This is a genomic window from Tardiphaga sp. 768_D3_N2_1 (assembly GCF_052076105.1).
In the GTDB taxonomy this organism is placed as follows: Bacteria; Pseudomonadota; Alphaproteobacteria; order Rhizobiales; family Xanthobacteraceae; genus Tardiphaga.
Genome location: NZ_CP197245.1, coordinates 904,327 through 923,048 on the forward strand (window position 1 = coordinate 904,327; position 18,722 = coordinate 923,048).

Here is an 18,722-nt window from a genome sequence, read left to right on the forward strand (position 1 = left end):
AACTCAGCTGTCGTCCCCGCGAAGGCGGGGACCCATAACCACGGTCAGCGTGTTGAAGTGCTGTAGGGCACTACTGTGGCGGGCGTCGCGTTTCGGCTCAGAAGGCCTGAGGCTATGGGTCCCCGCCTTCGCGGGGACGACGGGCGAGAGGCCTGCGTTCTAATCGCAATCCCTACTGAAACATCACCGTGCCGATCGCCATGCTCACCGCGGCCTGGGTCGGATCGATCACCGGAATGCCCAGCGCATCCTCGAGCGCGCTGCGATGACGCGACATGCCGGCGCAGCCCATCACCACGGCATTGGCGCCGTCTTCATCCTTCAACTGGCGGCCGACCTTGATCATGCGCGCCAGCGTGTCATCGCCGGAGGCAGCCTCCGCCACAGTCATGTTGAGCGGACGTTCGCCGGCGAAGCGATCCATCAGGCACATCTGGCGCAGATAACGCATGTGCCGGCCGATCGAGCCCTGGGCCACCGCGATGACGCCGAAGCGGTCGCCGCGCGACAGGGCCGTCAGCACGCCGGATTCAGCGATGCCGAACACCGGACGCTGCGTCGCCTCGCGGCACACATGCAGGCCGGGATCGGAATAGCAGGCGATGACGAAGGCATCGGCGGAATTGTCGGCGGCCACCAGCCGGCTCAGCGGTATCGTGACGCTTTCGAGATCGGCCTGCGTCTGCACGCCCAGCGGTCCTTCCGCCAGCGTGACGCATTCGATCTCGGGCCCGGCGTTGAACATCACCGGTTGCAACGCCTCCGCGAGATTGCGCGTCACCTGCGGATTGCTGTTCGGATTGACCACCAAAATCTTCTTGCGGGGCTGCATGTCAGGCTCCTTGTCAGGGCAGCAGTATTGCCGGAAAGTGCTGACCGTCAAAGCCTCTAAAATGTTCGACTAGCTGGAGTTCTGCCCTTGTCCGATCCCGTCTACGACCTCGTGATCCGTGGTGGCACCGTTGCCACATCGAGCGATGTATTTTCCGCCGATGTCGGTATTACCGGTGAGACCATCGTGGCACTGGGCAGCGGGTTGGCCGCCGGCCGCAAAGAGATCGATGCAACGGGCAAGCTGGTGCTGCCCGGCGGCGTCGATGCTCACGCCCATATCGAACAGCTTTCGGCAGCCGGCATCATGAATGCCGACACGTTCGAGAGCGCGACGCGCTCTGCCGCCTTCGGCGGCACCACCAGCGTGATCTCCTTTGCGGCCCAGCATGTCGGCATGGATGTGCAGGAGGTCGTCACCGATTACACGGCGCTCGCAAAGAAGGGCGCGATGATCGATTACGCCTTCCACATCATCGTCTCCGACGTCACCGACAAGGTCATTGCCGAGGATATTCCGGCGCTCGTGAAGCAGGGCCATTCCTCGATCAAGATCTTCATGACCTATGACCGGCTCAAGGTCGATGACGAGAAGCTGCTGGATATTCTCGCCGCCGCGCGCGAGGCCAGGGCACTGGTCTGCGTTCACGCGGAGAACCACGGCGTCATCGCCTGGATGGTGAAGCGGCTGATCGACAAGGGCTACACCGCGCCGAAATATCATGCCGTCAGCCATGCGCGCGTCTCGGAATCCGAGGCATTCACGCGGCTGATCGCCTTCAGCGAATTGCTGGATCAGCCGGTGATGATCTTCCACGTCTCGACGCGCGAGGGCGCGGCGGTGATCCGCGAAGCGCGCGGCCGCGGCGTCAAGATTTTCGCCGAGACCTGTCCGCAATATCTGTTCCTTACCGCCGAGGACCTCGACAAGCCGGGCGCCGAAGGCGCGAAATGGATGTGCAGCCCGCCGGCGCGCACCACCGACGATCAGGAAGCGTTGTGGCAGGCGTTGGCGCTGGGCGATCTGCAACTGATCTCGTCCGATCACGCACCCTATCGCTATGACGAGACCGGCAAGCTGCGTGCCGGGCCGAATCCGACATTCAAGCAGGTCGCCAACGGTCTGCCCGGCCTCGAAGTCCGCCTGCCGCTGCTGTTTGATGCGATGGTGTCGAACGGGCGTCTTGGTCTGTCGAAATTCGTCGAGCTGACATCGACCGCACCGGCGCGGATCTACAATCTGCCGAAGAAAGGCTCGATCGCGATCGGCAACGATGCCGACATCGCGATCTGGGATCCGGCGCGCAAGGTCACGCTATCAGACGAGATGATGCACGATCTCACTGGCTTCTCGCCGTTCTCCGGCCGCACGGTCACCGGCTGGCCCGAGAAGGTGCTCTTGCGCGGCCGTGTCCTCGTCGATGGCGATACGTTCAACAGCAAACCGGGCGAGGGACGCCTGATGTTGCGCGAGGGCGGCAAGGCCGCCACGCCATCAGGCAGACTCGCGGCCGAAATGGACCCGGCGAAGAATTTTGGCGCGAAGCTGCTGTGATGCCAAACATGCTCGATCCCAATCTGCCGGGTTTCGCGGATATCCAGACGCCTGCGCTGGTGCTGGACGCTTCGGCGCTTCAGCGCAACATCACCGCCATGGCCGCGTTCGCCAGGGCAAACGGCATCGCCTTGCGCCCCCATGCCAAGACCCACAAGTCGACGCGCATCGCGCAGTTGCAGATCGAAGCCGGAGCGGTGGGCATCTCCTGCGCGACGGTCGCCGAGATCGAAGCCTTTGCGGAGGCCGGTATCACGGGCCTGCTGCTGACGACGCCGGTGGCGGACCGGCCGAAGCTCGCGCGTCTGGCCGCTGTCGCGGATAACAGCGATATCAGCATCGTCGTCGATCATGCCGATCAGATTCATGTGCTGCATGAATTGCTCGATGCCGGCAGCCGTCCGCTGCAGGTGCTGATCGATATCGATGTCGGCCAGCGCCGCACGGGCGTCGTCGATACCGCATCGACGCTCGCACTGGCGCAACTGATCGAAGCCACGCCGGGAATGTCCTTCGGCGGCATCCAGGGCTTTGCAGGTCACGTGCAGCACATGATCGACGCCGACGAACGCAAGGCTGGCGCGGCGGTGGTTCGCGGCATTCTCGACGATCACCTGCGCGTGCTCGCGGAGGCCGGCATCAAGGCTCCGATCGTCACCGGCAGCGGCACGGGCGCCTGCGCCTATGATATCGCCGGCACCTTCACCGAATTGCAGGTCGGCTCTTACGTGTTCATGGATGCTGATTACGGCCGACTGCAGCGCGAGGGCGGCGGCGCGCTGCCTTATGAGCCGAGCCTGTTCATTCTCGCCACGGTGACCTCGGTCAATCGATCAGGCGAATTCACCGTCGATGCCGGCGTCAAGGCGATGGCCTTCAACGGCCCGGTGCCGTCACTGATGTTAGGTGTGCCGGAAGGCTCGACCTATCGCTTCGGCGGCGACGAGCATGGCATGATCACGCTGCCGGAGGGCGGCGCCGCGCCGAAGCTCGGCAGTCGCGTGTTGCTGCTGACGACGCACTGCGATCCGACGGTGAATTTGCACGCGGACTATCAGGTGGTCGGGCACAATGGCAGCGTTGAGGCGTGGCCGGTACTGGCGCGGTATGGGGCGTAGTTGAACGCGACGACCTCTCCGCTGTCGTCCCCGCGAAGGCGGGGACCCATATCCACGGTCAGTGTAAGAGAAGCGGCATGGAAGCAGCGGTCGTGTTTCGACCAGATCGCTCGAGGTTATGGGTCCCCGCCTGCGCGGGGACGACAACAGAGTTAGTGCGTCCCACCCAGAAACGCCTCCGACAATGTCGGATCGTTGATCAGCGCTTCCGCCGAACCTGACGTCACCACGCGGCCGGTCTCCAGCAGATAGGCCCGGTCCACGATCTTCAGCGTCTGCCGCGCCTTCTGTTCCACCAGCAGCACCGTCAGGCCTTCATCGCGGAATTGCGCGATCATGCTGAACAGGCTCGCCGTCATCAGCGGCGCGAGGCCGAGCGACGGCTCGTCGAGCAGCAGCAGTTTCGGCTTCGACAATAGCGCGCGGCCGATCGCCAGCATCTGCTGTTCGCCGCCGGAGAGAAGACTGGCGAGACCGTCGCGGCGCTTGCCGAGAATCGGAAAGCGCTCCAGCATCTTGTCCACATCGGCCATCGCCGCGGACTTGTCGCTGCGGGTGTAGATGCCCATCAGCAGATTCTCATGCACCGTCATGCGCGCGAGAATGCCGCGGCCTTCCGGGACCAGCGCGATGCCGCGGCGTAGATTCTTCTCGGCGGTGCCCGGCGTCAGTCTCTCGCCTTCGAAGGCAATCTCACCCTGGAACGGCAGCAGTCCCGCGATGGACCGCGCAATCGTGCTCTTGCCGGCGCCATTGGCGCCGAGCAGCGCGACGATCTCGCCTTTCCTGATCTCCAGATCGACGCCGCGCACTGCGGTGATGGCGCCGTAGCGGACTTCCAGGCCCTTGATCGTGAGCATCAGTCGTCCTTTCCGAGATAGGCGTCGAGGACGACGGGATTGGTGCGCACGTCCTCCGGTCTGCCTTCGGCGATCAGCACGCCGAAATCGAGGACATAGAGATAGTCGCAGAGCCGCATCACGAAATTCATGTCGTGTTCGATCAGGAGAATGGTGAGGCCGGTGTCGCGCAGCCGGATCATCAGCGAGCGGATTTCCTCGGCCTCGTCATGGTTCATGCCGGCGACGGGTTCATCCAGCAGCAGCAGCTTTGGCCTGGCGGTGACGGCGCGCGCCATCTCCACCTTGCGCTGGATGCCGTAGGGCAGCGACTTGGCCGGGCGATCACGCAGTTCGGTGAGGCCGAAGAACTCCATCACTTCCTCGGCGCGCGCCTGCGCTGCCGGATTGGCCCAGGCGATCGGCAGCAGACGTCGCCACGCGCTCTCGCTATGCGGCTGTGCCACCAGCAGATGCTCCCAGACGGTCATGCTGCCGAACAGCCGGATGTTCTGGAAGGTGCGTGCCACGCCCTCGCGGACGATCTGATAGGACGGCCACTGGGTGACATCGACGCCCTTGAGAACGACTTCACCCGCATCGGCGCGATAGGCGCCGGTGATGGTGTTGAACAAGGTGGTCTTGCCGGCGCCGTTCGGACCGATCACGCCGACGATCTTGCCTTCCGGCACTTCGCACACCATGCCGGACAGCGCATGGATGCCGCCGAACGTCTTGGTGACGCCGGTGAGTTGAAGCAGCGCGTCGCTCATGCCGCGGCCCTCCGGAAGGTCAGTGTACGGATCAGCGAACGATCGAGAATGCCCTGACGCCGTACTAGCAGCACCAGGATCAGCAGCGTGCCGAAGGCGGCGAGGCGCCAGTCGGCGATCGGACGCAGGAATTCAGGCAGGAACACCAGCAGCAACGAGCCGACCAGCGAGCCCGGTCCGACGGTGGAGCCGCCGAGGATCACGGCCAGCACGAATTCGATCGAGCGATCGAAGCCGAAATTCGCCGGCTCGATATAGACGTTGTGATGCGCGAACAATCCGCCGGAGATGGCGGCGACGGCGGCGCCGCCGCCGAAGGCGACGATCTTGGTCACGGTGGTGTTGAGACCGATCAGGCCTGCGGCCGTTTCGTCGTCATGCACCGCCTGCATTTCCAGCCAGACGCGCGAGCGCTCCAGCAACATCACCGCGATCAGGATGCCGCCGGCCCACAGCCAGACATAACCGACCGAAATGTGCTGCATGCCGCGGAAGCCGCCGGAGCCGCCCATGGTCTCGAAATTGAGGAAGAAGCTGCGCACCATTTCGCCGAAGCCGACGGTGGCCATGGCGAGATAGATGCCTTTCAATCTCAAGGCAGGGAAGGCGACGATGGCGCCGATGATGCCGGCGGCGATGGCCGAGATCACCAGGGCCAGCGTCACCGGGACGTTGAGCGTCACGGTGAGATAGGACGACAGATACGCGCCGATTCCCATGAAGGCGCCATTGCCGAGCGAGAGCTGGCCGGTGGCCAAAATAATGTAAACGCTGAGTGCGCCGAGCAGGAGGATGCCGGACTCGGCGAGCAGGCTTGCGTAATAGGTCGACATCAGACGCGCTGCCCCTGATCGGATCGCGCGCCGCCAAGCAGGCCCTGCGGACGCAGCAACAAAATCAAAATCATGAAGCCGTAGACGACGAAGTCGCGCACCTGTGAGCCGCCGTAAGCGACGGTCAGCACTTCGGCGATGCCGATCAAGGGACCAGCGACGAGCGCGCCCCAGATCTGCCGGGTGCCGCCGATCACCATCACGGCGATGGCCTTGAGGCCGATCTCGACGCCCAGATAGGGCGTGATGGTGCCGTAATGCAGGGCGATCAACACGCCGGCGACGCCGGCGAGCGAGCCCGACAGGATGAAGGCCAGCATGGTCAGGCGGTCAGCGGAGACGCCCAGGATTCGTGCGACTTCGCGGTTCTCGGCGACGGCGCGCAGCGCGCGGCCCATCGGCGTCTTCTGCACGATATAGGCAACCAGCGCGACCAGCACGACGGTGGCGACGAGCACGATCAGCTGCATCTCGCCGATATTGACCGGGCCGAGTGCGTATTGCTTGCCGAAATATTCGTCGGGGAGCTGGGCAGGATCCGAGCCCCAGATATTGGTGGCGACGTTCTGCAGGATGATCGAGAAACCCAGCGTCGACAGCATCGGCGTCACCAGCGGCGCGTCGCGCAGCGGCTGGTAGCCGATCTTCTCGATGGCGATGGCGATCACGGCTGCGCCGAGCATGCCGCCGAGCACGGCGACCGGAAGCGGGAAGCCTGCGGTAATCAGCGTGAAGCCGAGATAGCCGCCGATCATGAAGAGTTCGGCAATCGCGAGATTGAGAATGCCGAGAATGCCCATCACGAGCGAGAACGACAGCGCCAGAAGCGTATAGACCGCTCCGAGCGTCAGTCCGTTGACGAGTTGCTGTATCAGCATGGGGGTCGCAATCGTTAAATCAGGTGGTCGTCATCATGACTGCGGCCGGGAAGACTTCCCGGCCGCAGCGGCGTGGATGGTGCGGAAGATCAGCAGGCCGGATGGTTCGGCGCGGAGCTGCAGCCCTTGACCTTGGTGTCCCAGGCGCCGTTCTGACCCTGCAGCACATAGAAGGCCTTGATCGCGTCGCCGTCGTCGTTGAAGCCGATCGGGCCGCCGAGACCCGGGAAGCCTTCGAGCTTGGCGAGATGATCGCGGATCTTGGTGCGGTCGGCTTCGAGATCGGCCGGCTTGCCGGTGACGCCGGCCTTCTTGATCGCGTCGATATACATCGAGACGATCTCGTAGATATTGGCGTCATACATCGAGGGCTCGATGTCCTTCGGCAGGCCGGATTCCTTGCGCAGCAGCGGCGTCAGGGTGGCCGTGAACTTCTCGGGTGCCGGGCCCTTCATGGTGGCGTAGAAGGTTGCCGGCGCGATCACCGGAATTTCCGGCGCAGCCTTGAGAATCGCCGACGAGATCAGCTGGGTGGCGCCGACGACTGGCTTGATCAGACCCTGGCGCTTCATTTCGCGCAGCACGGTGATGGCCTGGCTGTAATCGGCACTGACAACGATGCCGTCGGGATTGAGGGCCTTCAGCTTGGTGACCTGCGCGGAGACGTCGAGGTCGCCGGTGTTGAACGACAGCAGATCGTTCTCGTTGGAGACAGTGATGTCATTGGCCTTCAGCACGGCCGGCATGATCGCCTTGCCGACGGTGGAGGCCGTGGCGTCCTTGGCGTCGAAGATCACGGCGACGGTCTTGATGTTGAAGGCCTTCTTGTAGAAAGGCACGGTGGTCTTGGCGAGCACGCCTTCGTCGATGGTGTTGCGGAACGCCCACGGACGGTTGAGCTTGGCCACGCCCGGCTTCGAGGAGGCCTGCGAGGTCGAGACCACCTTCATTTCATTGGCGACCGGGAAGGTCACTTCGGCGGCACTCGAGGTCAGCGGGCCGGCCACGGCGAGAACCTTTTCGTCGCCGGCCAGCTTGCGCAGCGAGCTTGCGGCCTGCGCCGGCTTGGCGGCGTCGTCGAGGATCGTGATCTTTAGCTTCGCGCCATTGATGCCGCCGGCATCGTTGGTCTGCTGTTCCAGCATCTTCAGCGTCACGGTGTTGCTGCGGCCCCACTCGGCGAACGGGCCGCTCGACGGCACCACCGCGCCGATGGCGATTTCCTGCGCCCATGCCTGGCCGCCAACCATGGCCGACAGCGTAACGGCAGCAACTGTGCCCAATACGCGCGGCAAATTCGATTTGATCCGTGACATCGACGATTGTCCTCTTCTGCTGATGCTTTTGCTGCGGTGATCCGCAGCACAATCCAGATAAAGATTTCTATGCACGCCATGTGCCATTACAGGCTGTGACAGCCGAATGACAGCGTTGGCCGGATCGTCCAATAAATTTCAGGTTTTGACAATCGTCATTCTGAGTATCTTTATAAAATAGTTCTCTTAAGAAGCTATTTTATGCGGCAGTGCAGCCCGGAAATGCAGCAATCTGCGGCTGGCGGGGATGCGCGGAAGTGCCTGTTTCACGAGTGTTTGAATGTTGGGGGCGCGTGGCGGTTGATTCCGGTGTTGCCGTTGGGCGGCAGGGGCCGCGCACACCGGTGCGTTTTTGTCGCAGCAATGGCGACGCGGGCTGTAGGATGGGTAGAGCGCAGCGAAACCCATCGATTCCAGCGTGGGTGATTGGTGGGTTTCGCGAAGACGCTCTACCCACCCTACACCATGACAGGTTGTGCATTGCAGACCGGATTCAGCCCTTGCGCGGCTTGCCGCGCTTGGCGAGGGCGATCGACTGGGCCTCGGGCGAGAGCTGCTTCACATTGGTGTCGGCCAGATAACGCTGCAGTGCGATGGCGCGGTCGCTGGAATCGACCAGCCGCTGCACCATGTCCAGCAACTGGTGGAATTCCCGGGCGCCGAGGCAACCGAACTGGACGTCGTTCACCTGGGCCTGGGTGGGGGCGAGGCGCTCGAGCAATTCGGCGCCATGCGGCGTCACCACGAGGCTGATGCGGCGGCGGTCGCCGGTGTGCGAGGTCTTGGTGATCAGCCCTTTGGTTTCGAGCTTGTTGGTCACGGTGGTGACGAAGGCGCCGCTCAGATGCAGGTGATCGGCGACGGCGCGCACATGGACGTCGCCTTGCGCCGACAGGTGCCGAATCGAGATCAGGGTCGTGTATTCGATGCCGGCGAGGCCGATAACGGCGGCATGACCTTCACGCAATGTCTGGTGGCGGACCAGAAAGCCGAACAGGCTGTGGACGAGGCGGCGGAACTGGGCGTCCGAACCGTCCACCAGCAGCTCCGGGCGGGAGACCGTCAATGCAGCGCGGGACGCCGGCCGGCCTGTGGCAGGCTTCTTGCTGATCTCCTTGCCAGCTGATTTGCCGATCACTGATTTGCCGATCGAAGTGGAGCGCGCTGCGGATTTGGCCACGTGATCATCCCATGTATCAAAACTTGCCCGAGCTTGGCGGCTTCGCGCTGCAATTGCAATCGCAACAAATGATCTATGTGGGTTGGATGATACGACGGGTCTCGCTTGACAACAGTTTCAAAATAGCTTCGGATGATAGCTATTAATGACGATGACCGGCGCGCGACCGGCAACAGGTGACGGAGAAAAGTGATGAACAAGGCATTTGGATCCGGGGCGGCAGTTGCCGGCGTCAAGAAGGGCGCCCAGCATGTCGCTGCTGTGCGCGACGGTCGTGCGGTCTATCTCGACGGCAAGAAGGTCGACGACGTCTCGACCCATCCCGCCTATCGCCATGCGGTCGCCTCGGCCGGCGCGCTGTATGACTATCAGGCCGACCCTGCCAATATCGAGCGCATGACCTTCGATGTCGGCGGTGGCCGCCGCGTCAATCGCGCCTGGCAATTGCCGACGAGCTATGCGGAACTGGTCGAGCGTCGCAAGGCGCTGGTGGAATGGGCCGAACAGTCCTGTGGTTTCCTCGGCCGCTCGCCCGATCACGTCGCCTCATCCATGTCCGGCATGATGATGGGCATCGAGGTGTTCGACAATTACGATCCGAAACGCGCGCAGGCGTTTCGCGACTGGTACGACTACGCCCGCAAGAGCGACCTGTTCCTGACCTATGTGATCAACAATGTGCAGGGAGATCGCTCCAAGGCGTTCGGCGATCAGGGCAAGAATGCCGAGGACATGGTGGCGCGCATCGTCGATGAGGATGCATCGGGCATCACCATCCGCGGCGCCAAACTGTTCGCCACGTCAGCCATCATGGCCAACGAGATATTTGTCGGTTCCGGCCAGCCGCTGCGGCCGGGCGAGGAGCATCTGGCGTTCTCCTGCGCGCTGCCGATGGGGACGAAGGGTCTCAAGATGCTGTCGCGCAAGAGCTTCGAGGCCCACGCCTTGAGCGAATACGACAACCCGCTGGCCTGGCGCTATGACGAGAACGACGCGCTGGTGTTCTTCGACGACGTGAAGGTGCCGTGGGAGCGCGTGTTCCTGCTGCGCAACACCGATATGTGCCGCGCCCAGCTCCATGATACGCCGGCCCATGTCTATCAGAATTATCAGGCGCAGATCCGCCTGTCGGTGAAGCTGCGCTTCCTGGTCGGCCTCGCGCGCGGCATCGCGAAAACCATCGGCACCATCAATTTCCCGCCCGTGGTCGATACGCTCGGCAAGCTCGCCTCGCAGGCAGCGCTGATCGAGGGCATGGTGCTCGGCATGGAAGCCGGCGGCGCCATGCGCGGCGACTACTATCTGCCGAACAAGCATCTGCTCTATGCGGCGCAGGTGCAGTCGCAGGAAATGTATGGCCAGATCGTCGCGACCATCCGCGAACTCGCCGGCGGTGCGCTCTTGATGCTGCCGTCCTCGGTGGATGATTTCAGCAATCCGGAAATCGCTGATATTATCGGGCTGACCCAGATCTCGCCGGCGATGTCAGGCCAGGATCGCGTCAAGCTGTTGAAGCTGACCTGGGACGCCGTCGGCTCCGAATTCGCCTCGCGCCATCTGCAATATGAGATGTTCTATGCCGGCGCCCAGTTCGTGACGCGTGGTCACAGCTACCGCACCTATGACTGGGAGCGCGCGGCGGGCATGGCGGAGAAGATGACGGGGAAATACGATCTGCCGGAGTTCAAGGGCAGCAACTAAAGCGCAGTCGCTTACTTAACCTCTCCCCGCGCTTTGCGGGGAGAGGTCGCCGCGTCTTCGCGGCGGGTGAGGGGCGGCGCGCTACACTATCCTACGCCAATGCTTTCACGGTTCGCTTGCTGCGGAGTGCGCGGGCTTCATCGCTGAAGTGAAGTCTGTGCCTCGCCCCTCACCCCAACCCTCTCCCCGCGCAAGATGCGGGGAGAGGGAGCTGACGGTGCGTGCCGCTGCTTCCCTGCAATCCCAATCAGTGCGCCGCCGCGCCCGAGAAATCCCGCGGCAATCTCGTCTCCGCCACGCGAACATTGCGCATCCCCGCCGGCGTATTGCGGCTGCGGCCGACGAAGCGCGGGACGCCGTCGGTGATCACGGCGCTGACGGCCGGTACGTCGCCATTGCGCAGGCCTGATAGCGCGTCATTCTGCGAGCCGCCGGCGCAGGCGTCGATCAGCACGACGTCGGCATCCCTCCCGGTCTTCAGAAATCCGCTGTTGAGCCGATAGACCGTTGCATTGTTCCCCGTCGCCGCCGCGATCGCCTGTTCGGGCGGCATGCCGCCCAGGCTGGCGAGATGGCTGATGGTGTAGAACATGCCGAGCGGCATGATCCCGCTGCCGGTCGGCGTGTCCGTCGCGATCAGCAGGCGCTCCGGCTGTTTGGCGTCGTCGAGCAGCTTCGCCGTCAGCAGCGCGGTGCGCAGATTGCCGGCGGTGCAGAGCTGCAGCGCGATGTCGCTTTCGTTCACGAGCCGAGCGAAGCCGGCTTCCGGCATCGCCACCGGTCCGCCATTGACGTGGAACGAGACGCTCGGATTCGATTTCAGCACATGTTCGGCCCAGATGCCCGATGAGCCGGGAATCGACGAGCCGCCGGTATGCATGGTGGTGACCATCCCCAGTCTGCGTGCGGCGAGCATCAAGGGCGCATAGTCGAATGGCGTGTCGAAGGCGCCGAAGCCGGCCTTGGCGAGCCACAGACCCGCTTTGACCAGTTCTTCCAGATCGGCCTCTGTCAGGCCGGGCTCAAGGATGATCGAGCCGGCATGCACGCGCATGCCGCCGGGACGATAGTCGAGGAAGCAGGCACGCGCCGCCAGCGCCAGCGCTTTCACGCCGGCCGGATCTTTCGGGCGACCTGGCGTATGCACTTCCGACGCGGTGATCGACGTCGTCGTGCCGCCATGCACGTAGCTTTCGAGATAGCCGACCACGCGCTGCCTTGGCGTGTAATCGCCGAAGGTGATGTGCACATGGCTGTCGATCAGGCCGGGAATCGCCGTCGTGCCGGCGGCATCGATCACCACATCGGCCGATGACACCTGCTCCGATGACAGCGTGCCGATCGCGCTGATGCGGCCGTCCTGCATCAGGATGCCGTCACCGTCGGCGAACGGCGCCTTGAGATCGCCGGTGACGATGGTGCCGATATTGACGATGGCCGTTTTCATAATCGTCTCCGCAATCCCAAGGCCGTCCAAGGCCGCACAAAGCCGCAGCCTAGCGCAAGCCGTCCTTGCCGCCGATATCCCTGGCGTTCAATCCGCCGACCCGCGCATTGAGCCGCCCGCGATTGGCGAGACAGACGATCAGTGCAACTTCGTCAGCCGCTGGCGCATCGGGTGGCAGTGTCACCGAGACGCCATCGTAATGCGAGCGGACATAGAGCGCGTCCTTGTGCGCCAGAGGAACATCGATCAGGCAGCCGGGGGCGGCGAGCTTGGTGAAAGAAGGAATCCAGGCTTCCGCGCCGCCCACGGCCTCGCGCAACGGCGTCGCGAAAGTCGTGGTCAGCATCGCATTGGCATGTTCGAGTTCGCCGCCGAGGCCGACGACGCCGCCCTTGCCGTAGCTTTCCACCTTGTACGATCCCATCGCCTCAACCGCGAGTTTCGCCAGCACGGCGCCGACATCGACGCTGGCGGCGATCGCCTCGGAGAGATCCTCGACATAGCGTCCGGCATAGGGATTGGCGACGATGGCCACGGCGGCGACGCGGCGCAGCGGCTGGTCGTGCCGGTGGCCGGCCTCGACCTCCTTGTGGTCGGTGAAGCAGAGCAGGCGCCTGATATCGAGTTTCATGATGTTCTCCCGTCAGATTTGCAGCGATCCTGACGCAGTAAATGCATTTGATCAATAGCTTCGTTTAGAAGGTATGCAGAATCGCTTGACGAAGCAGGGGACGCCGGCCAACCTGTGGTGGATCGTTCACTGGGAAGCGGTATGTCTCGTTCCAAGGTTGCGCCGCTCTCCAAGACGCCGGCACTGCGTAAATCCGAAAAGCCCGCTGTCAAACCAGCGGCCACGCCCGCGGCGAAGACGGCAGCCAAAGCCGCGCTCAAGGCAAAGCTTCCGGCGCCGGCGCTGACCACGTCGCGCAAGGCGCTGCTGGTCGATGGTTCCGATCATGCATTCCGGCAACTCGTGCACACATTGCTGGCGTTCCTCGCGCGACACGAGACCGTGCGTGAGGGGCATGCCGCCGCGATCGGCCTCGCCGGCATCGAATACACCGTGCTGATCTCGGTCAAGTATCTGGGTGCTGAAGGCGATGTCAGCGTGCGCGAACTCGCAGCGCATCTGCATCTCAGCGGCGCCTTCGTCACCACGGTGTCGAACAAGCTGCAGCAGATGGGGCTGCTCGACAAGCTCGTGGATCCCGCCGATCGCAGGCGCCTGCGTCTGACGGTGACGCAGGCCGGCGATGCGCTGCTCGCCAGCCTCAATCCGACGCAGCGTCAGGTCAACGACGTGCAGTTCGATTGTCTCAACGCGGACGAATTTCATCAATTGCTGGGGAGCGTCGAGCGACTCGTCGAATCCAGCGAGCGCGCCATTGCGCTGCAACGCTATCTGCAGCCGCGTGGTCTGGATACTCCGGCGTCACCGCGTGACGGCGACAGGCCCGCACGCCGCAAAAAGATATAAACCTGCGGTCTTTGGTACGAAACGCACCCGAATGCTGCGGCACCGGTATGGAATGCCGATATCGGGCGATTGAATCGCGTGCGACGACATGAGACATAATGTCACTCAGGTCGCTGCGAGGAAGACATGTCCCAGCTTGATGCATCCCCAACGCCACAGCCGGCGCCATCACAACCTGCTGCGCCCGCGCAGCCCGCTGCGCCGCCACCCGCGCAGCCTGCGGGGCTGACGCCAGCGCAGCAGACGTGGCGTCGCCTTGCGATTCCGTTGCTGGCCGTTGCTGCCGCGCTTGTCTTCATCGTTCTGGCCACCACACGCTGGGATATCTGGATGGGCAACCGCGCGGTGCAGACCACCGACGATGCTTATATCCGCGCGGAGATAACGCGGCTGTCGAGCCGCGTGGCCGGTGCGGTCAAGGCCGTGGCGGTGAGCGACTTCCAGCGCGTCAAGGCCGGCGATCTCCTGATCCAGATCGATCCTGCCGACTACGAGGCGCAGGTGGCGCAGGCCGAGGCCAGCGTGGCCGCTGCGCAGGCCGCGCTCGACAATCTCGCCAACCAGGTCGAGCTGCAATATGCCACCATCGCGCAGGCCGAGGCGCAGCGCGTAGCGGCGCAGGCGACTGAAGTGCAGGCGCAGCAGGAGCAGGAGCGTCAGGCGTCGCTGACCCAGACCGAGGCCGGCACGCGGCAACGTTTCGAACAGGCGACCGCCGCCTATGCCAAGGCGCAGGCCGACGTAAAGGCGAGCGGCGCGGTCATCGCTGCACAGAGGCATCAGCTTGACGTTCTCGCCGGCACCCGCAAGCAGCGCGCCGCCGATCTGCTCGGCGCCAAGGCGGCGCTGGAAACTGCAAAGCTGCGCCTGGGCTACACCAGGATCGTGGCGCCCTTCGATGGCGTGGTCAGCGAGCGTCAGGTGCAGCCGGGCGATTACGTCAATATCGGCTCGAGCCTGATCAGTGTGGTGCCATTGCCCGACGTCTATGTGATCGCCAATTTCAAGGAAACGCAGCTCACGCGCGTCAGGCCCGGCCAGCCTGTGGACATCGTGGTCGACACGTTCTCGGCGGAGACCCTGCGCGGCCGCGTGGATCGGGTCTCGCCGGCATCGGGGTCGCAATTCGCATTGCTGCCGCCTGATAACGCCACCGGCAACTTCACCAAGGTCGTGCAGCGCGTGCCGGTCCGCATCACGCTCGACAAGGGGCAGGCGCTGCTCGACCGGTTGCTGCCGGGCATGTCGGTGACCGCCAGCATCAACACCGACGCGCCGGCGGCCGGCAATGGCGGAAAGTAAGGTCATCGAAAGCGGCCCGGTCTCGACCGGGGGCGTTTCGCACCGTCCGATCTTTGCGGTTGGCGCGGTGCTGCTCGGCGCGTTCCTTGCCAATTTCGACACGCGTATCTTCTCCATCGGCCTCGCCGATCTGCGCGGAGCGATGGGGCTGAGTTTCGACGAAGGCGCGTGGCTGTCCACCGCCGGCACGGCGTCGCAGATCTTCATTGCCCCGGCGGTGGCCTGGATGGCCACCGTGTTCGGGCTGCGCCGCGTGCTCGGCATTCCCGCGCTGGTCTATGCGGTGATCTCGCTAGTGATCCCGCTGGTGCGCGACTACAATCTGCTGCTGGTGCTGAACATCGTGCATGGCCTGCTGCTCGGCACCTTCGTGCCGGCAACGTTGCTGATCATCTTTCGCAATCTGCCGATGCAATGGTGGCTGCCGGCCATCGCGATCTACGCTATTCGCGTCGGCTTCACGATCAATTCCGGCACCGCGCTGGTCGGCTTCTATGTCAGCCATGTCGGCTGGCAATGGATGTTCTGGCAGGACGTCATCATCGCGCCGCTGCTCGCACTGTTCGTCTGGCTCGGCACGCCGCGCGAGCCGATCAACCACTTCGTGCTGTGCGAGGCCGATTGGGGCGGCATGCTGCTGCTCGGCGCCGGCATAGCGATGATCTATGCCGGGCTCGATCAGGGCAACCGGCTGGACTGGTTGGGTTCGGGCACGGTGGTCGCGCTGCTCGGGGGCGGCGTCGTGCTGGTGATCGGCTTCTTCATCAACGAGTCGATCGTGAAGCGGCCATGGGCCCATGCGGAGGTACTGCTGTCACGCAATATCGGCCTCGCGCTGGTGACGATCCTTCTCTACACCATGACGAGCCTGTCGAATTCGTCGCTGGCGCCGAACTTCCTCACCAATATCGCGCAACTGCGGCCCGAACAGTCCGGCTCGCTGTTCCTCATCTATGCCGTGGCACCGATGGCCGTGCTGCTGCCGCTGTCGATCTGGCTCATTCGCCACTATGACGTCAAACTGCCGCTGATCATCGGGCTTTCTGCATTCGCCGTCGCGGCCCTGCTGGGCACGCAGCTCACCCATGAATGGGCGCTTGGCGATTTCATTCCGATGGTGTTGCTGCAATCGCTCGGGCAGAGTTTCACGCTGCTCCCCATCATCATTATCGCCTTGTCGAATTCCGATCCATCGCGTGCCACGGCCTTCGCGGCCTATATCCAGGTGATGCGCCTCGGCGGCGCGGAAATCGGGATTGCGCTGATGGCGACCTGGCTGCGCGTGCGCGAACAGATCCATTCGAACCTGCTCGGCCAGCATGTCGCCAGCGGCGATGCCGATGTGGTTGGCATTCTCGCCAAGCTCACCGGCCGTTTCGCCAGCCATGGTGAGGGTCTCGCACAAGCGCGCGGCATCGGCACGCTCGCAAGCCTCGTACAGCGCGAAGCCAATACGCTGGCCTATATCGACGGCTTCTGGCTCACCTTCTGGTTCGCGATTGTCGCGCTGATCGTCGTGTCCCTGATCGGCAATGCGCCGAAGGGACCATTCACGCCGAAGCCGCGGGGGTGAGGGGAGGCTCTTTCTCACTCGTCATTCCGGGGCGCTGTCCTCCCCACTGTCATTCCGGGGCGCACGAAGGCGGCGAAGCCGCTGAAGTGTGAACCCGGAATCTCAGAGTGTTTTGCACGATGGAAGACTCCCATGCTGAGATTCCGGGTTCGCGTCCGGCAAGTGCCGGCCGCGCCCCGGAATGACGAGTGTGGGCCGCGCTGACCTCTCCGCGTCGTCCCCGCCTAGCACGCCGGAGGCGTGCGCGGGGCGGGGACCCATAACCACGGTCAGTGTGATTGAAGCGGCAGAGTTACAACGGACGGCGCTTTTACCAGTTCTCCAGCGTGTATGGGTCCCCGCCTGCGCGGGGACGACAGCGGAGAGGTTCTGGGCAAACATTTTTTCCTATCTCCCGTTGACAATATCCCTTTCATGATTATATTCCCCCTCGTCCTGCCCCACCGAGAGGGGCGATCGCGATCGTCACGTTCGCGGGGCAGGGTGCGGTGGACGCCGGAGATGCGGCGTTACGCGGTTCACGGGTGACGTCTGTCTTCGGGCAGGACGGATCTGCGCCAGCACTGCCACTGGCAAGGACACGGCCAGCCTTGAGATGGAAAGACCCCTGGACAGTGTGACGGACGACCAAATCGAAATGCGTCCGGCCTAAGTGCTTGAGGCTACCCTGTCCCTCCGCCCTGGGACACTAATTTTGGTGATGGGGCCGTTCGCCAAGGCAGATGTGCAAGCAAGTCGAAAAAACACCGCAGGCGGAACGTCGGGCATTGGCTCGGCGCCTCCGAAAGTCCTGATGCACACTCACTTGCGGAAGACCGCATTCGCATCAGGCCCAAGGGTGCAACGGGCACCCGGCGTTCCGCACGCCCTCTCGCAAGGGGGCGGGAATGCGACAGACGACGGCGCCCCCGCGCCGCTAATAATGGGGGCGATGACGCATGTCTGACGAGCTGTGGCTGTTTGACAGTTCGACCCGAGACGCGCCGCTAATCCTGCAGGTCGTTCACCTTGCTCACCCAGATCCGGACATCGGCGAGCACCTGCGGCAACACGTCCTTGACCTCCTGCACGGTCATGCCGGCCTTGATGCGGGGGTCGTAGAGGATGTTGAGGATGTACTGGTCGTAGACGTCGAAGAAGCCCATCTGGACATTGTCGTTGAACATCGTCCACGGCACCGAATTGGTATCGTTGATCGGGCCCAGCGACTGCAGCAATTCCTCATAGGCGCAATCGAGAAAAACGAAGTCGCCATTGTCGACGGTGAGGATCACATCGGAGTGCTCGATCTCGAAGGCCTCGTTCTTGCGGAAGCCGGACAGGCATTGCGGGTCGAGGGAGTCGCGGATCTCGTTGGCGCGATCGGTGCCGTAGAAGGTCGAGATGGTGCGATAGAGATCGCGGTCGCGCACCAGCTTCACCAGCACATTGGCGTCGTCGCGGCTGTCCGCCATGGCGATATTGAGATGCTGCACCCGGCGCGCAATGTCGGTTACGACCTTGGCGATCTGCGTCTTGCGGTCGGCACGGCCCTCGGCGAACACCCGTACCGGAATCTCATATTTGCGGATGCGGTCGACGCGGCCGGCGAGGTGATATTCGGCGCCAAAGGCGGTCTTGAAAAAACCGTCGATGATCTCGCTGTCGGTGAAGGTCTTCTTCTCGGTGCGCTGGCGCGAGGTAACGCCGGGCGGCTCGCTCGCGCCGGCATAAGACGGCTGCGGCACGAAGACGGTCAAAGACGCTAGCGCCAGCAGCGCGGCAATCGTCCGGAGGATGAATCGATCTGGTGTCGGGGCGGGCATTATTACTCAAGTTCTCGCAATGCGCGTAGTTGCGCAAGCGTTCAGTGCCGCCCCCGCGGACAATTCGAAGGCTTCCCGAGGGAAGCCTTCGTTC

At 63.5% G+C, this 18,722-nt stretch carries 16 protein-coding genes; 6 read left to right on the forward strand and 10 right to left on the reverse strand.

All coding sequences use genetic code 11. From position 1 onward, the window contains the following. Positions 1-172 precede the first annotated feature (172 nt). On the reverse strand, positions 173-832 hold the full coding sequence (locus AB8A27_RS04295) for an aspartate/glutamate racemase family protein (RefSeq protein WP_199488787.1): 660 nt from the start codon (positions 830-832) through the stop codon (positions 173-175). An 87-nt stretch (positions 833-919) separates the two neighbouring features. On the opposite strand from AB8A27_RS04295, the gene hydA reads away from it, so the two are divergent. Beyond that, on the forward strand, positions 920-2,386 hold the full coding sequence (gene hydA / locus AB8A27_RS04300) for a dihydropyrimidinase (RefSeq protein ID WP_441240841.1): 1,467 nt from the start codon (positions 920-922) through the stop codon (positions 2,384-2,386). Between the two features lie 8 nt (positions 2,387-2,394). Beyond that, positions 2,395-3,504 carry a DSD1 family PLP-dependent enzyme gene (locus AB8A27_RS04305; RefSeq protein ID WP_441240842.1) on the forward strand — a complete coding sequence of 370 codons (1,110 nt, stop codon included), beginning with the start codon at positions 2,395-2,397 and terminating at the stop codon, positions 3,502-3,504. 152 nt (positions 3,505-3,656) lie between these two features. On the opposite strand, the gene AB8A27_RS04310 is transcribed toward AB8A27_RS04305, so the two are convergent. The 6 genes from AB8A27_RS04310 to AB8A27_RS04335 form a co-directional block, all read right to left on the reverse strand. After that, positions 3,657-4,364, reverse strand: coding sequence for an ABC transporter ATP-binding protein (locus AB8A27_RS04310; protein WP_092149372.1), 708 nt, complete (start codon positions 4,362-4,364; stop codon positions 3,657-3,659). After that, the gene (locus AB8A27_RS04315; protein WP_441240843.1) at positions 4,364-5,116 is read right to left on the reverse strand and encodes an ABC transporter ATP-binding protein; all 753 of its coding nucleotides are present in this window, start codon (positions 5,114-5,116) and stop codon (positions 4,364-4,366) included. The genes AB8A27_RS04310 and AB8A27_RS04315 overlap by 1 nt, the downstream gene beginning before the upstream one ends. After that, on the reverse strand, positions 5,113-5,949 hold the full coding sequence (locus tag AB8A27_RS04320) for a branched-chain amino acid ABC transporter permease (RefSeq protein ID WP_441240844.1): 837 nt from the start codon (positions 5,947-5,949) through the stop codon (positions 5,113-5,115). The genes AB8A27_RS04315 and AB8A27_RS04320 overlap by 4 nt, the downstream gene beginning before the upstream one ends. Next, positions 5,949-6,827, reverse strand: coding sequence for a branched-chain amino acid ABC transporter permease (locus AB8A27_RS04325; protein ID WP_068738539.1), 879 nt, complete (start codon positions 6,825-6,827; stop codon positions 5,949-5,951). Before AB8A27_RS04325 ends, AB8A27_RS04320 begins: the two co-directional genes overlap by 1 nt. Positions 6,828-6,916: 89 nt before the next feature. Next, positions 6,917-8,143 (reverse strand): ABC transporter substrate-binding protein, encoded by a 1,227-nt coding sequence (locus tag AB8A27_RS04330; RefSeq protein ID WP_441240845.1) that lies wholly within the window; start codon positions 8,141-8,143, stop codon positions 6,917-6,919. 493 nt (positions 8,144-8,636) lie between these two features. Beyond that, positions 8,637-9,323 carry a MarR family winged helix-turn-helix transcriptional regulator gene (locus AB8A27_RS04335; protein ID WP_441240846.1) on the reverse strand — a complete coding sequence of 229 codons (687 nt, stop codon included), beginning with the start codon at positions 9,321-9,323 and terminating at the stop codon, positions 8,637-8,639. A gap of 192 nt (positions 9,324-9,515) precedes the next feature. On the opposite strand from AB8A27_RS04335, the gene AB8A27_RS04340 reads away from it, so the two are divergent. Continuing rightward, positions 9,516-11,024 carry a 4-hydroxyphenylacetate 3-hydroxylase family protein gene (locus AB8A27_RS04340; protein WP_441240847.1) on the forward strand — a complete coding sequence of 503 codons (1,509 nt, stop codon included), beginning with the start codon at positions 9,516-9,518 and terminating at the stop codon, positions 11,022-11,024. A gap of 247 nt (positions 11,025-11,271) precedes the next feature. On the opposite strand, the gene AB8A27_RS04345 is transcribed toward AB8A27_RS04340, so the two are convergent. Together AB8A27_RS04345 and AB8A27_RS04350 are read right to left on the reverse strand one after the other, a co-directional pair. Next, positions 11,272-12,471 (reverse strand): amidohydrolase family protein, encoded by a 1,200-nt coding sequence (locus AB8A27_RS04345; protein WP_441240848.1) that lies wholly within the window; start codon positions 12,469-12,471, stop codon positions 11,272-11,274. Positions 12,472-12,520: 49 nt separating this feature from the next. Next, positions 12,521-13,102, reverse strand: a complete 582-nt coding sequence (locus tag AB8A27_RS04350; protein ID WP_441240849.1) for an amino acid synthesis family protein — start codon at positions 13,100-13,102, stop codon at positions 12,521-12,523. 141 nt (positions 13,103-13,243) lie between these two features. On the opposite strand from AB8A27_RS04350, the gene AB8A27_RS04355 reads away from it, so the two are divergent. From AB8A27_RS04355 to AB8A27_RS04365, 3 genes are all read left to right on the forward strand, one after another. Beyond that, positions 13,244-13,948: a MarR family winged helix-turn-helix transcriptional regulator gene (locus tag AB8A27_RS04355; RefSeq protein WP_441240850.1), complete on the forward strand. Its 705-nt coding sequence runs from the start codon at positions 13,244-13,246 to the stop codon at positions 13,946-13,948. A 126-nt stretch (positions 13,949-14,074) separates the two neighbouring features. Further along, complete coding sequence (locus AB8A27_RS04360) at positions 14,075-15,250, forward strand: HlyD family secretion protein (protein WP_441240851.1); 1,176 nt, start codon at positions 14,075-14,077, stop codon at positions 15,248-15,250. After that, positions 15,237-16,823 (forward strand): MFS transporter, encoded by a 1,587-nt coding sequence (locus tag AB8A27_RS04365; protein ID WP_441240852.1) that lies wholly within the window; start codon positions 15,237-15,239, stop codon positions 16,821-16,823. Before AB8A27_RS04360 ends, AB8A27_RS04365 begins: the two co-directional genes overlap by 14 nt. Before the next feature lie 986 nt (positions 16,824-17,809). Here the strand turns inward: AB8A27_RS04365 and AB8A27_RS04370 are convergent. Beyond that, entirely contained in the window at positions 17,810-18,628 is an 819-nt protein-coding gene (locus AB8A27_RS04370) for a DUF2927 domain-containing protein (protein WP_441240853.1), read from the reverse strand. Positions 18,629-18,722 lie beyond the last annotated feature (94 nt).

Bases quoted from the DNA above. Each gene is read 5' to 3' on its own strand.
- AB8A27_RS04295 (WP_199488787.1), bottom strand. From the start codon at position 832: ATGCAGCCCCGCAAGAAGATTTTGGTGGTCAATCCGAACAGCAATCCG.
- AB8A27_RS04305 (WP_441240842.1), top strand. From the start codon at position 2,395: ATGCTCGATCCCAATCTGCCGGGTTTCGCGGATATCCAGACGCCTGCG.
- AB8A27_RS04310 (WP_092149372.1), bottom strand. From the start codon at position 4,364: ATGCTCACGATCAAGGGCCTGGAAGTCCGCTACGGCGCCATCACCGCA.
- AB8A27_RS04315 (WP_441240843.1), bottom strand. From the start codon at position 5,116: ATGAGCGACGCGCTGCTTCAACTCACCGGCGTCACCAAGACGTTCGGC.
- AB8A27_RS04320 (WP_441240844.1), bottom strand. From the start codon at position 5,949: ATGTCGACCTATTACGCAAGCCTGCTCGCCGAGTCCGGCATCCTCCTG.
- AB8A27_RS04325 (WP_068738539.1), bottom strand. From the start codon at position 6,827: ATGCTGATACAGCAACTCGTCAACGGACTGACGCTCGGAGCGGTCTAT.
- AB8A27_RS04330 (WP_441240845.1), bottom strand. From the start codon at position 8,143: ATGTCACGGATCAAATCGAATTTGCCGCGCGTATTGGGCACAGTTGCT.
- AB8A27_RS04340 (WP_441240847.1), top strand. From the start codon at position 9,516: ATGAACAAGGCATTTGGATCCGGGGCGGCAGTTGCCGGCGTCAAGAAG.
- AB8A27_RS04345 (WP_441240848.1), bottom strand. From the start codon at position 12,471: ATGAAAACGGCCATCGTCAATATCGGCACCATCGTCACCGGCGATCTC.
- AB8A27_RS04350 (WP_441240849.1), bottom strand. From the start codon at position 13,102: ATGAAACTCGATATCAGGCGCCTGCTCTGCTTCACCGACCACAAGGAG.
- AB8A27_RS04355 (WP_441240850.1), top strand. From the start codon at position 13,244: ATGTCTCGTTCCAAGGTTGCGCCGCTCTCCAAGACGCCGGCACTGCGT.
- AB8A27_RS04360 (WP_441240851.1), top strand. From the start codon at position 14,075: ATGTCCCAGCTTGATGCATCCCCAACGCCACAGCCGGCGCCATCACAA.
- AB8A27_RS04365 (WP_441240852.1), top strand. From the start codon at position 15,237: ATGGCGGAAAGTAAGGTCATCGAAAGCGGCCCGGTCTCGACCGGGGGC.
- AB8A27_RS04370 (WP_441240853.1), bottom strand. From the start codon at position 18,628: ATGCCCGCCCCGACACCAGATCGATTCATCCTCCGGACGATTGCCGCG.